Here is a 13,988-nt window from a genome sequence, read left to right as displayed (position 1 = left end):
GTATGTTTGTATTGATGAAATACACCTTAGGAAAAGAAGAAAGATTAAAAAGCCGAAAACTTATTGGTAGGCTTTATACTGAAGGAAAATCTGTAAAAGCTTTTCCTTTGCGAATGGTGTATTTACAAACCGAACATACTTCAGGTTACCCTGCGCAAGTGGGTGTTTCTGTACCAAAACGAAATTTTAAACGTGCGGTAGATAGAAATCGTATTAAAAGACTACTTCGTGAAACTTACAGAAAAGAAAAATACACGGTATATGACGCCCTAGAGAAACCTTATGTGTTTATGATTTCTTATCTTGCAAAAGATGAATGGAAATATGCTGATATTGAGCATAAAATGAAGAAATTATTAACCTTGTTTATTGAAGAAATCAAAAAAGATGAAAGCTAAAAAAATACTGATTTTGAGTTTGGTTGCACTCATAACTGTTTCCTTCTCTTTTCAATCGCGTTTTTTCGAAATTGCCAAACAAATAGAAATCTACAACAACCTATTCAAAACCCTGAATATGAATTATGTAGATGAAATTAATCCTGGAGACTTAACCAATAAGGCAATAAACAATACTTTAAAGAACCTTGATCCGTATACCCGCTTTTATAATGAGCAGCAAATGGAGGACGCTTTAATTAGACGAGAAGGAGAATATGGAGGTATAGGTATTTCTTCATTTTACACAAAAAAAGGAATTGTTGTTGCCGATATCAAAGAAGGTTACCCTGCCGACAAAGCTGGTTTAAAAGCTGGAGATGTAATTTTTAATGTAAATGGACAAAATATTGGAGGTTTAGAAGATGATCAACTTTCTCAGATGTTAAAAGGAAGTCCAAACACTCCTGTTAATCTAAAAGTTAAACGTGCAGAGAAAACAATACCCTTCGATTTAACCTTAGACAAAATTATGATGGATCCTGTTCCATTTTATGAAATGATAAATGAAGATACAGGCTATATTATTTTAACGCAATTTACCAATTACAAAGCTACAGAAGGTGTTACCAAAGCTTTTAAGGAATTAAAAGAAAAAGGGATGAAGAAATTAGTTTTCGACCTTAGAAACAATCCTGGGGGCTCTTTATATGATGCCGTAAATATTACCAATTTATTTATACCAATGGGTAAGAAAGTGGTGGACACTCGTGGAAAAAGTAAGAAAAACTCAAGAACTTACAATACAAGTAGGTCTCCTTTAGATTTAGAGATGCCAATGGTAGTTTTAATTAACGGTCGTTCGGCTTCAGCTTCAGAAATTGTATCGGGTGCTTTACAAGATTATGACAGAGCCGTAATTATGGGAGAGCGATCTTTTGGAAAAGGTTTGGTGCAACGTTATTTTAAACTTAATTACGGCACACAAATGAAAGCAACAATTTCTAAATACTATACTCCTAGCGGACGTTGTATTCAGGAATTAGATTATGCAAACCGAGATGCTAAAACAGGAGGGGTTCCAAAGTTTTCTGATGGGATTGTTAACAAGTTTAGTACAGAAAATGGACGTCCGGTTTTAGATGGTGGTGGTGTATTGCCAGATGTTAAAATAGATATTTCTGAAAAAACAGCAGAAACAAATCGCTTATTAAATTCTAAAGCTATTTTTAATTTTGCAACTGAATATGCTCGTAAAAACCCTTCTATAAATTTAGACACGTTTACTTTTTCTTCTTCAGATTTTAATCAATTTAAAGAATATCTTATAACAAAAGATACTACGTTTACTAGTCAGCAAGAAAAATTATTTATAACTGCATATGAATCTGAGGAAAATAACAGTAAAATATCCTCAGAATACAACCATTTAATTACAAAATTAAAGAGTCTTAAAATCGCTGAAATAACTAAAAATGAAGATCTTCTAACTTCTCTTTTACAAGACGAAATCATTGAACGTTATTTTTATAAAAAAGGGGTTTATCAATATCAATTAAAAAATGATATCGCAATAAAAAAAGCTTCAGAATTACTTAATAACAACAACAAATACAATAACTTTTTAGGCAAATAAGCACACCACATTATTTGTATATTTGAGTTTTAAAAAAATTATGTCAAAACTAAAACAGAAAGAACGCACTCGTGCGCAAGAATCTACCAACGCTATTGAGAAATTATATATTTCTATGCGTCACTTATTTAGTCGTGGATTTTATAAACCAATGGGAGTTTCAGGAGAAACTTTACGTAAATCATTATTATTACTTCGACCAGAGATATACGGATCTATTGCTGAAGAAAAATCAGAATTAAACGGCCTTATATACGTAATAGAGCGTTTGCCTGAAGGAATTGAAGAATGTCAATACATCAATTTAACTGCAGATGAAGGATATAGAAATTCACATTTTAAACCTATTATTCCTGCTAAAAGAAGGAGAAATTGTTATCGTATAGATAAAGATCAAATGGTCATTGAAATTACTCGTGGACGTTCTGAAATTTATGATATTCTTACCCATCTCACCTTCTTATTTATTGAATCTCATAAAATAAAAGACCGTGTTTTAATTAATGACGGTAAAGATACTATTAGAGAATGGGCTCACCTTGAAGATATCGTACTACACAACAAACAAATATCGAACAATGAACGCGATGTTTTAGTCGTACATTTAGGTAGTATTTTAGGACGAACTTATGATGAAGTCTATAGCGCACATAAAAACTTTTCTACAGATAAAAATCCAGATCGTTTTTTCCATCTAATATACTGGTTAGGTAAGTTAGCAATAAACGAAGAGCTTTTCGATAATAAACGTTCTATTAGGTTCAGTTCTGTGTTGAATGAAGAAATAGGACATCATATTTATGGTGATATGTGGGCGGATGATGTTAAAAAAGCTTTATTTAAAAATGGTTTGATAGACCGCCCTATACATATTATCAGTGCGAATATGCATAGTGTAATGAACTCGATTTACGCAACAAATGCATTGCCAAAAGAAGCAAAAAGTAGTAAAAAATTTGAATTATACGAATTATTGAGTAGTATTAATAGTAATGATTTACAAACTACTGTTAAAACATACGCTTCTGAAAACGGATTAATTTATATAAAAGATAAGTCGGGTACGAATATCAATGTTCAAATTATTGATACTGATAAAATTAATTTTGAAAACACTTCTTTTATAAAGAATCACTCTAAAGGTGAAAAACCAGTAATTATTGTAATGGATTATGCGTTTGGTGAGCAAGCTTTTGAAACTATGGATGAGCTTTTAAAACCTTATAAAACGAATGATAAAACCATTCATTTGAATGTTGAATCTGTTTCAATAATGGGAAAAGCAGGTATTTTAGAAGGTGGCAAAGGGGATATTATGATTCCGACTTCTCATATATTTGAAGGAACCGCAGATAATTATCCTTTTAAAAACGAATTAAAGAAAGAAGATCTAGACGGCTATGGTGTTAAAGTTTTTGACGGCGCCATGGTTACTGTACTTGGAACATCATTACAGAATAAAGACCTTTTACGATTTTTCCATGATTCTACATGGAATGTAATTGGTTTAGAAATGGAAGGAGCTCATTATCAAAAAGCGATTCAATCTGCTTCAAAAATTAGAGGTAATATACGAGAAGATGTAAAAGTTCGTTACGCATACTATGCTTCCGATAACCCTTTAGAAACTGGAGCTACACTTGCTTCTGGTGGTTTAGGAATGAGTGGTGTAACTCCAACCTATGCAATAACCTTAAAAATACTAGAACAAATTTTTTAATACATGCCGAACATTAATAAAAATAGCGAGGAAGAGGTAGATTTAGGCTCTTTGTTTGTCATTATTGGCAAAGGATTTTCTAATTTTTTTAGTTTTATAGGCTCACTTTTCAATAGCATTTTTGATTTTTTTATTCAAGTTTTATTATTCTTAAAGTCTAATATTATAAAAATAGGATTAGCTGCTATAATAGGTGGGGTTCTAGGTATATTTATTGAATATACTAACAATACTAAATATGTTGATAATCTTCAAGTGCAACCAAACTTTAAGAGCTCTAGACAGCTATACAACAACATTAATTATTATAATGATTTGGTAAAACAGAAAGACACTGCTTTATTAGCTAAAACATTCAATATTTCTATGGATGATGCCGCTTCTTTAAGAAAATTTGAAATTTATCCAATTATTAATGAAAATGATATTTTAACCTCTTACGATGAATTAATCTTATCTGTAGACACCCTAACAGTTAAAAGTTACTCTTTTAACAAGTTTAAAAATATGTTTACGCAATACGATTATCAAATTCATAACATTAACGTACAGGCTACTAAAAACAATATTTTTAAAAAATTAGATAAGGCAATCATTGGGTCTATTACTGAAAACGAATATTTTAATAATCTAAGAAAGATAAATAATGAAAATCTAAGTACGACAGAGTTATTAATTCGTAAAAACTTAGCTCAAGCAGATTCTTTACATTACGTATACAAAAAAGTCTTATTGGAGGAGGCTAAAAAAACAACCTCTGGAACCAATATCGATTTGGGTGGTAAACAAAGTATCAGCAAAGAATTGGAGTTGTTTAAAACCAATCGAGAGTTAAATAAAGACTTAAAGAAAATTAGTGAAGACCTTGCAGAAAAAACAGCTGTGATTAATGTCATCTCTAATTTTCAACCTGTTGGCCATGAAATTAAGGAAATTCAAAAAAATCAAGCATTTCAATTTGCTTTATTGGGAGCCATTTTAATGATTTTATTATTGTTATTGATAAAATTGAATCGTTATTTAGAAAATTACCAAAATTAATCAGTAACGTTTTTTTGAGTGTATTTCAATAACTTATTTCTTATTAAAAATGAAGATTGAAAAAACTTTTTTAGAAGGTTGTTTTGTAATTGAACCACCTGTTTTTAGTGATCATAGAGGTTATTTTTACGAAAGTTTTAATTCAAAAGTATTTAAAGAACAAACTGGATTAAATATAAATTTTGTTCAAGATAATGAAGCTTTTTCAAACCGAGGTGTTTTAAGGGGCTTACATTTTCAACAAGGAGAATTTGCACAAGCTAAACTGGTTAGAGTAATCAAAGGAAAGGTATTAGATGTTGCAGTGGATATTCGCCCAAGTTCTAAAACCTTCGGTAAATATTTTTCAATCATTTTATCCGATGAAAACAAAAAGCAATTATTTGTTCCTAGAGGTTTTGCCCATGGATACGCTGTATTAGAAGACAATACAATTTTTAGTTACAAATGTGATAATTATTACAATCCAAAAGCTGAAGGTGGAATTATTTATAATGACCCTGGTTTAGGTATTGATTGGATGCTTTCAGAAAATGAAATAAATTTATCAAAGAAGGATAAGAAACTAACTACATTTTCCATTGATTTTTCCTAAAAAACATATATCAAACCCCCGTTTTAATTTACTTTTTAAAACTTTAAGCGTTTTAATATTAAGGGTTTTAGGTGTAACATTACTATTTGGAGTAACGTTATTTTTAACTAATAATTTTTCTGCGAGTCTTATTGGCAAATATGATTTTGTTAGATCATTTTTACTTGTTTTTGGTAGCTTAACCCTTTTAGGTACAGAACACTCTATTTTATACTTTGCTGGTAAACTTAACGGTGTAAAAGAAAAACAACATATAAAATCTATTTATATAAAAATGATTAGCTTAATTTTTATGGCTTATTTGGTTTTAACTACTATTGTTTTTTTATTAAATAAGGAATTTATTAATAGTTTTTTTAATGATTTAGACACTTATTTCTTGATATTTAATACAACAATGATTATCTTTTTTTATAGCATTTCTATTCTTAATTTTGAAGTTCTAAGGACTCTTAATTACACTACCTTATCAGAATTATACAGAAATATTATAAAATATCTTCCATTCTTTTTAGGCGCTATTTTAATTAATTACCTTGAAGAAAATCAATTACTCATAAATGTATATTTAATTGGTTTTATTTTAATTGGAATTATTTCTACCTATCAGGTTTTTAATAAGTTTAAAAAATCAGCAGCAAAACCAAATAATTATATTGGTATGACGGAGGTTTTTAAAAAATCTTACCCTATGGCAATTAGCGGCATGGCATTCTTTTTATTACAAAGTATTGATGTTTTGTTTTTAAAAAAATACACCAATAATCAAACGATTGCATATTATAGTGTTGCGGTTAAATTTGTTCTTATAATTGCTTTAGTTATAAATGCTATTAATATAAATATTGCCTCAAAAATCGCTGAATTATATACCTTAAAAAAAATAATTGAATTAAAAAAAATCTTGAACCAAGGCACTAAATTTATGTTCATAGGTTCTTTAATTCTATGTATATTAATTGTTACTTTTTCTAGTCAAATTTTAAGTTTTTTTGGTGAAGAGTATATTGCCTCTGAAACAGCACTAAAAATTATGGTTTTAAGTCAAGGTGTTTGTTCTTTTTTTGGATCAACGGCAGTATATTTAAACATGACAGGTAAACAAAAACAATTTCAAAATATTTTAACGGTTGCTGTTTTAATTAACTTTATATTAAATTTTTATTTAATTCCGATATATGGAATGGTTGGAGCAGCCATATCTTTTAGTTTTAGTCTTTTCTTTTGGAATATTTTATCTGTAATTATTATTTATAAAAAAGATAGAATTTTAATGTTAGGGTGGTTATGAACAAAGCATTGATTTTATCTTTAGGTAGAACTGGTTCTTTACCCGAATATGCTGAAAATATATCAGAAAATTTTTCTTTGAATTATGATATTTTAGTATCAAAAAATCGAATTAATAAAAAACCTTTAAAAAACAGTATTGAAATAACTACATACAAAAATAAATTCTCGTTTGTTATTAATACGTTCTTTTATCTCCCTTTTATTTTAATCAAACTATTACCCAAAATCAAAAACAACTACAATGTATTATATATACCATATAAACATTTATGGGATATTCCTTTTATTTTAGCCTTTAAACTATTAAAAAAAAGGATTGTTTTTACAGTACATGATGGTATTTTACATACGGGAGAAAAAACTTTTTTTACACAATATTTATCTAACATAAGAATTAAAAGTTCATCAGAATTAATTTTTTTAACCAATTATGTTAAAAAAACTGTAGAAGAAAAAATTAAGGTATATAAGCCTAATTATATTGTACCACACCCTGTTTTAGATAATGAATATTTTTCATTAGAAAACAGGAGTATATCAACAAAAAACCTACTTTTTATTGGAAGAATTGATAGATATAAAGGCATTGAACTTTTAATTGATAGTGCCATTGAAGCTGAAAGCTATTTTGATGAGTTAATTATAGCGGGATCTGTACTATATCCATTAAAAATACCCAAGCACCCAAAAATAAAATTAATAAATAAATATTTATCTGATAAAGAAATTGGTGAATTATTGACATGGGCAAACGTATTAGTTATTCCCTATACAGAAGCCACCCAATCTGGTATAATTTCTTTAGGTATTGGTGCTAATTTACCTATGATTTGCACTAATGTTGGTGGACTTAATGAGCAATTAAATAAAAACGAATGTTTTTGGTGTGAACCAAATAAAAACAGTTTAGTTAACACAATTAAAGAAGCTTTTACAAACACCCATAAAAATTTAAAAATAACTAAATTGCTGTCTAATAAGAAGGATAGTTTATCTTGGGAAACTACCACCAACTCTATTGAACAAATATTAATTAATAATGAAGCTTACTATACCTAAAAACACGCTTGCGTTTCTGTTTTTCTCTTTTTTGGGTTTATTAATTGCAACATTAGGTGTTTACTTTTTACCCAGTCGTTTTTTTAATGACACAGATATTATTGTTTACGATTTATATAATGAAATTGGTTGGAAAGGAAGTTACCCTTTTACTATTTTGTTTTATAAAATTACTGGCTTGAAACACCTTTCTTTTAGTTTAATAGGTTTAATTCAGTTTTTAATTGTAATAGTGTTAACCTATAAAATTGGAGTCCCTAAAAATTTTCATAAAATTACCACAAAAAATATTGTTATATATATCAGTTTTTTATTAATTGGCGTGTTTTTATGTATGCCTACTAAAGAATTTATAAATTACCTTTTGGTGGCTTTAATTGTTCTTTTATTTATAAAAAAAAACTTTTCAGTAAAAACAACTGTAATAATAACACTTCTAATATTAACTTTCTTTGGGTATTTTTTCAGAGAATACTATATGTTGATCGTATTATTAACCTTAATATTTTATTTCATTAGTAGAGTTAATATTAAAAATAAAAAGCTAGCAACTCTCTTTTATGGTTTATTGATTGCAATTGGTGTATCATTAAGCTATGGACTTATTAAAGGACAATTCATTTCTCAAAAAACTAGAGAGTCTTTTAATGAGTTTCGTAAAAATGATGGAGAAAATAACTCTGCAATATACTCTCCTGTTAAAACAGATACTTGGTATGGAGAATCTTTTGGTATTGTTTATGGTTTCTTTTCTGTAAACTTACCTTTTAACGGATTAAAACATATAACTTCACCTCAAATTTTAGCTTTTGTAATATGGCAAATACTATTATTTATAATCCTTTTTATCAGATATGAACGATGCCTTAAACAAGGAATTTCTGATAATTATGATATCTGGATTTTTTACATAATTTTTTCCTTCTTTATAGTTCAAGGAGTTTTTGAGCCAGATTTAGGATCTGCAATAAGGCATAAAATAGGGATTTTTCCTTTTATTTATTACGGATTATATTACAATAGTTTTAGAGAAAAAAAATGAAATTAATAAATAAAATACAATTTAATACACAAAATAGAGCAACTAATTATTCTTCTATATTATTATATTTATTAGTTATGTTGAGTATTGGTAAACTGGCAACCTACACAACAATAGGTATAGTGCTATTTGCCTTTTATTTATTTTTTTTAATTTTAAGAAAGAAAACAACAATAGATAAGTTTTTTCATACTTTTTTTTACTTATTAGTCTTTTCTTCTATTTACGTTGGTGATGTTTTTAAAGTTATAACTATTATATTATTACTATTATTTTTAGCTATTTACAAGAAGACAAAATCAACAGAAAGAGATAAAAATTTCAATTATTTTGAGTACTTATTTCTATTACTATTTACTCTTATAACTATAAACTCTATAATTTTCCCTCCTCGCTTTAAAGGATTAGATGTTTTTATATACTTTTTCATTATTCCTTTTTTATTCATTGGAACAAAATATTACGGGTTTACCATTTCACTACTAAAAACTATAAGAGTATTTATAACATCTTGTTTAATTGCTTCTGTTTCTTTGTTTTTAGTTAATTTTTATAATGGTACATTATTTTTAAAAACAAATCCTCAATTTTCTGAGCCTATCGGGCTAACACATGTTTATTTTGGTTTGTATTTAACAATTTGTAATATATTATTTTTAACAAACAACCTTAAAAATACTCCCGTTTTTAACCCAATAAAAGATTTTTTTATTATAATATTTAATACTTTTTTGCTTTTATATGTAGGTGCAAGAATGTCTTTAATTGCTTTTATTATAGTACTCTTATTTTTTGGATATAAAAAAGTAACTCTTAAACCTTATCATAAGATTTTATCACTAGGGCTAGTTATAATTGGTGTGATTTTCATTGGTTATAAAACACCTCGTTTTAACCAGGGTCTTGATGAATTTTCAAACCTTTACACAATTATAAAAACAAATAATAAAAAAGAGTTAATTAAAGAATCCTGGAAAAACATACCTCTTAGGTATTTGACCTACAAATATACGTTTGAAGAGCTTAAAAGTAAATGGCCTCTTGGTGTTGGAATGCAAAACGTAAGACCTCATATATCTAATAAAATCATTAATGATGGGTATAAATATTATCATCCTATAAATTCTCATAATCAGTATGTACATTTCTTTATAGGGATGGGGAGTATAGGCCTAGTGTTTTTTTTATTCTTAATAATTCAACTAGGTAAGAACAGTAATATCAACCCGTATATTTTTATCTTTTTTTTAATTGTTATGATTACCGAGTCTATTTTAGTTAGAGGAAAAGGAATATTACTATTTACTTTTTTTAATCTTTTATATGTCAACAAAAATTATTGGAATGATTAAAATAGTTCACATAGCGAAACCAATTGGTGGTGTTGGGGTATATATTCAACTATTATCTAAGTATTTGAATGCTAATAAGTATCTAAATATTATCGTATGTAATGAAAAAGACAATAATATTGAGTTAAAGAATTCAGTAGGAGAAGAATTAGAAAAATACCATATCAATATACAACGTGAAATAAGTATAATAAACGATATAAAAGTTCTAATAAAACTTATTAGAGTTTTAAAAAGAATAAAACCTAATCTTATCCATTGTCATAGTGCTAAAGCAGGAATCTTAGGAAGATTAGCAGGTATATATCTAAAGATACCTGTTCTATATACACCACACGCTTTTTCTTATTTAAGTACAGAAAGTAAACTTAAAGCTATTTTCTATAAATTTGTTGAAAAACTATTTAGATTAACTCCTGCCAAAACACTTGCTTGTTCCCAATCAGAATACAAAAGAGCCATTAAAGATTTAAAGTTTCAGAAGAATAAAGTTCTTTTATGGAATAACTCTGTTGAAGAAACTACCATTAAAACTAAATCAAAATTACCAGAAAAACTTCCTTCTCAATTTATTTGTACCATTGGTAGACCTTCTTATCAAAAAAACACAGAGTTGTTAATAAATGCTATACACATGGCTAAAAAAAGCATCAAAAATATTCATTTAGTAATCTTGGGAGTCGGTTTATACTCTCCTTCCTTGGAATATATAAAAAATCAAATTAAAAAGCTTGATTTGGATTCTAATATTACGCTAGTAGAATGGTTGCCTAGAGAAGAATCTTTATCAATATTACAAAAAAGCTTATTTTACATTTCATCATCAAGATACGAAGGATTACCTTATGCCGCTATAGAAGCATTAATGTTATCTAAAGCTTGTGTATTAACAAATATAGATGGCAACAAAGATTTAGTTGAAGATACCAAAAACGGTTTTTTAGTTGGAGAAAATGAAGTAGAGTTAGCTACTGCAATTGTACGTTTATACTATAATACAGAATTACTAGATAAAATGTCTGTAGCCTCAAAACAAAAATTTATTTTAGAGTTTGATATAAAAAACAATATTCAAGTTTTAGAAAAAATTTATACTAAAGAAGTTAACATTGAAAAATAGATATTCAATATATATATATCCTTTGTTATTAATAATTGATGTATTAATAATTAATATTGTTGTGCTTTCTATTTTTGAAAAAATACATCAATATTATTTTTTCAATCTTTCTTTATCATTATTTTGGATCATAACCTCATTAATAACCGGATATTATAAAGTATATCGATATACAAGTCCTTTCAGACTCGTTTCTCAACTTTTTATTCAAGCAACTCTTTTTACATTAGGTTTTTTCGCCTATTTCGGTATTTTTAAAGAAGGGGTTGTTGTTAACACACAATTTAAAACCCTTTTCATAACAATTATCTCTTTGGCTTTCGTTAAACTTATTTTCTTTATCCTTATAAAAAAGTATAGAAAACATGGTAAAAACTATCGTAAAGTTGTGTTTTTAGAAAGAGATAATACCTCAAAAAAAATAATATCTCTTTTTCAAGAGAAAAAGAGTTTAGGATATACAGTGCAAGGATTTTTTTCTAAGAAACCATCTAAAAACCCTCTTTATTTAGGTCTAGATACAGAAATTTTTGATTTTATAATTAAGAATAACACCAATGAAGTTTATGCAACATTATCAGTATTAGAAAAAAAGCAGCTAAAAAAACTTACTAAATTCACGAACGAGAATCATATACAGTTAAAGTTAATTCCTAATGCTAATGAATTATACAGTAAAAACCAACAAGTACAATTTTATGATGATACTTTTAAAGTTTTAAGTATAAAAAAGCTTCCTTTTGATTTTATTGAGAATCATATTTTAAAAAGAATTTTTGATGTTCTTTTTTCTTTTTTTATCATTCTCCTTATCATGTCTTGGTTAACTCCACTTTTGTGGATATTCATAAAGTTAGAATCTAAAGGACCTTTGTTTTTTAAACAAGAACGTGAAGGTTTGAATGGACATCATTTTGTGTGTTATAAATTTCGTTCGATGCAAAAAAACAAGGAAGCAGATCAATTACATGCTACAAAAAATGATCATAGAGTAACCAAAATAGGTGCTTTTATTCGAAAAACTAGTATTGATGAACTCCCACAGTTTTTTAATGTTTTTTTAGGAAATATGAGTGTAGTGGGACCAAGACCTCATATGAGAAGTTTAGCTGTTGAATATGAAAAAGAAGTTGATAATTATATGGATAGGCATGCTGTAAAACCAGGAATAACGGGTTTAGCACAAGTGAGTGGTTACAGAGGTGAAATTAAGAAAAAGAATGATATAAAAAATAGGGTTCGATTCGATATTTTTTATATTGAAAATTGGTCGTTTTATTTAGATGTTAAAATAATTTTTAAAACCATTATAAACGTATTTAAAGGAGATGAAAACGCTTATTAATGAACACTAAAACTCAAATATCTTCAACGATTGTTCTTTACAATGAGAATTATACCGAATTGAAAAAAACGGTTGACAGTTTTCTTCAAATTCCGTTTTCAAAAAAACTTTTTTTAATTGATAACTCAAAAGAAAATATACTACAAGAAAAGTTTAATCATCCTGAAACTGAATATGTCTTTAATAATAAAAATATAGGTTTTTCAAAAGCAAACAATCAAGTTATTGATCATATAAAAAATTATTCTAATTATCATTTAATTTTAAATCCTGATGTTGTATTTGAATCAGGAATTATATCAGAATTAATTCATCAATTAGAGAAAGATGAAACTTTAACTATGATTTCTCCAAAAGTAGAATACCCAAATGGGAAATATCAGTTTACTGCCAGAAAATACCCTGCATTTTTAGATTTAATTATTAGAAGGTTAAATGTTTTTAAAACGAGAGTTCATCAACAAGAGTACAGAGATCTAGATTTGTCAAGGTCTTTTTACCCTGATTTTATCCATGGTTGTTTTATGTTATTTAAAACTGATGATTTTGTTAAAATTAACGGATTTGATGAACGCTATTTTCTATATATGGAAGATGTTGATATTTGTAAAAAAATAGATAATACTGGTAAGCGAAAAATGTATTATCCAAATGTAAAAATCCAACACGTTAAGAGACAAGGTTCTTCAAAAAAAATTAAATTATTGTATTATCATTTATCTTCAGCTTATAAATATTTTAAAAAGTGGGGGTTAGTCAACAAGTCCTAAATAAAAAGCCTTCTTTACAAGCTCTGTAATACTATTTATTTCTAATTTTTTATAAATATTTTTTTTATGTGTTATAACAGTATGTGAACTGGTGTTTGTTAAAGATGCTATTTTTTCAAGTTTATGTCCCTTTGTAATTAATGTTATTATTTCTTTTTCTCTATTTGTAATCGGTTTTTGTGGTTTAGAGTAGTCGATATTTTCTAAAACTATATTTTTTATAATTGAGATTAATTTAAATGCACATTCACTTTTATTAAGATAACCATCAATTAAATGGTAAGGTATCATTTTTTCATTTGCACTTACAACCAATATTATTAAATTTTTATGTACCTTTTTTACCTTTTGTATTAACTCTAAACCATTCATTTCTGGCATAGACATATCAGCAATCAATATATCAGGACAATAATCACTTAACTTGGCAAGAGCACTTGCTGCTTTATTAAAAGAGATAACATTAAAATATTGTTCTGTTTTCATTAAAGCTATTACACCTTCTATAAATAATTGATGATCATCAACTAATACTACTTCTATCTTTTTCATAGTTTTAGTTTTATTTAAACTTACAAAAAATACCCTAATTATGGTATTTACAAATGTTTATAAAATTATAATCTTTGAGTATTCTA

The 13,988-nt window shown here is 27.2% G+C and carries 13 protein-coding genes; 12 read left to right on the top strand and 1 reads right to left on the bottom strand.

The genetic code is table 11. The features are described 5' to 3' along the window. The first annotated feature begins 14 nt into the window (after positions 1 to 14). From rnpA to C7447_RS02460, 12 genes are read left to right on the top strand one after another with little or no spacing between them, the layout of a single operon-like run. A complete protein-coding gene (gene rnpA, locus C7447_RS02515; protein ID WP_148868606.1) occupies positions 15 to 398 on the top strand; it encodes a ribonuclease P protein component in 384 nt (127 codons plus the stop codon). Continuing rightward, entirely contained in the window at positions 388 to 2,013 is a 1,626-nt protein-coding gene (locus C7447_RS02510; protein WP_148868605.1) for a S41 family peptidase, read from the top strand. Before rnpA ends, C7447_RS02510 begins: the two co-directional genes overlap by 11 nt. Positions 2,014 to 2,053: 40 nt before the next feature. Beyond that, positions 2,054 to 3,733 carry a DUF6909 family protein gene (locus C7447_RS02505; RefSeq protein ID WP_148868604.1) on the top strand — a complete coding sequence of 560 codons (1,680 nt, stop codon included), beginning with the start codon at positions 2,054 to 2,056 and terminating at the stop codon, positions 3,731 to 3,733. A 3-nt stretch (positions 3,734 to 3,736) separates the two neighbouring features. Next, positions 3,737 to 4,774 (top strand): hypothetical protein, encoded by a 1,038-nt coding sequence (locus C7447_RS02500; RefSeq protein WP_148868603.1) that lies wholly within the window; start codon positions 3,737 to 3,739, stop codon positions 4,772 to 4,774. Positions 4,775 to 4,823: 49 nt separating this feature from the next. Continuing rightward, on the top strand, positions 4,824 to 5,369 hold the full coding sequence (gene rfbC / locus C7447_RS02495) for a dTDP-4-dehydrorhamnose 3,5-epimerase (RefSeq protein ID WP_148868602.1): 546 nt from the start codon (positions 4,824 to 4,826) through the stop codon (positions 5,367 to 5,369). Next, on the top strand, positions 5,356 to 6,660 hold the full coding sequence (locus C7447_RS02490; protein ID WP_148868601.1) for an MATE family efflux transporter: 1,305 nt from the start codon (positions 5,356 to 5,358) through the stop codon (positions 6,658 to 6,660). Before rfbC ends, C7447_RS02490 begins: the two co-directional genes overlap by 14 nt. After that, on the top strand, positions 6,657 to 7,721 hold the full coding sequence (locus tag C7447_RS02485; protein ID WP_148868600.1) for a glycosyltransferase: 1,065 nt from the start codon (positions 6,657 to 6,659) through the stop codon (positions 7,719 to 7,721). The genes C7447_RS02490 and C7447_RS02485 overlap by 4 nt, the downstream gene beginning before the upstream one ends. Further along, complete coding sequence (locus tag C7447_RS02480) at positions 7,702 to 8,763, top strand: hypothetical protein (RefSeq protein ID WP_148868599.1); 1,062 nt, start codon at positions 7,702 to 7,704, stop codon at positions 8,761 to 8,763. Before C7447_RS02485 ends, C7447_RS02480 begins: the two co-directional genes overlap by 20 nt. After that, entirely contained in the window at positions 8,760 to 10,115 is a 1,356-nt protein-coding gene (locus C7447_RS02475; protein ID WP_148868598.1) for an O-antigen ligase family protein, read from the top strand. The genes C7447_RS02480 and C7447_RS02475 overlap by 4 nt, the downstream gene beginning before the upstream one ends. Beyond that, on the top strand, positions 10,108 to 11,235 hold the full coding sequence (locus C7447_RS02470) for a glycosyltransferase (protein WP_170245878.1): 1,128 nt from the start codon (positions 10,108 to 10,110) through the stop codon (positions 11,233 to 11,235). The genes C7447_RS02475 and C7447_RS02470 overlap by 8 nt, the downstream gene beginning before the upstream one ends. Then, positions 11,225 to 12,580, top strand: a complete 1,356-nt coding sequence (locus C7447_RS02465; RefSeq protein WP_148868596.1) for an undecaprenyl-phosphate glucose phosphotransferase — start codon at positions 11,225 to 11,227, stop codon at positions 12,578 to 12,580. The genes C7447_RS02470 and C7447_RS02465 overlap by 11 nt, the downstream gene beginning before the upstream one ends. Then, complete coding sequence (locus tag C7447_RS02460) at positions 12,580 to 13,350, top strand: glycosyltransferase family 2 protein (RefSeq protein WP_148868595.1); 771 nt, start codon at positions 12,580 to 12,582, stop codon at positions 13,348 to 13,350. Before C7447_RS02465 ends, C7447_RS02460 begins: the two co-directional genes overlap by 1 nt. Here the strand turns inward: C7447_RS02460 and C7447_RS02455 are convergent. Continuing rightward, the gene (locus C7447_RS02455) at positions 13,333 to 13,902 is read right to left on the bottom strand and encodes a response regulator transcription factor (protein WP_148868594.1); all 570 of its coding nucleotides are present in this window, start codon (positions 13,900 to 13,902) and stop codon (positions 13,333 to 13,335) included. The two genes, C7447_RS02460 and C7447_RS02455, sit on opposite strands and share 18 nt — an antisense overlap. Between the last annotated feature and the right edge of the window lie 86 nt (positions 13,903 to 13,988).

This window comes from Tenacibaculum adriaticum, assembly GCF_008124875.1.
GTDB classification, from domain to species: Bacteria; Bacteroidota; Bacteroidia; order Flavobacteriales; family Flavobacteriaceae; genus Polaribacter; species Polaribacter adriaticus.
Note: the sequence above shows the minus strand (reverse complement) of the source record. Positions and strands in the feature narration are given on the sequence as shown.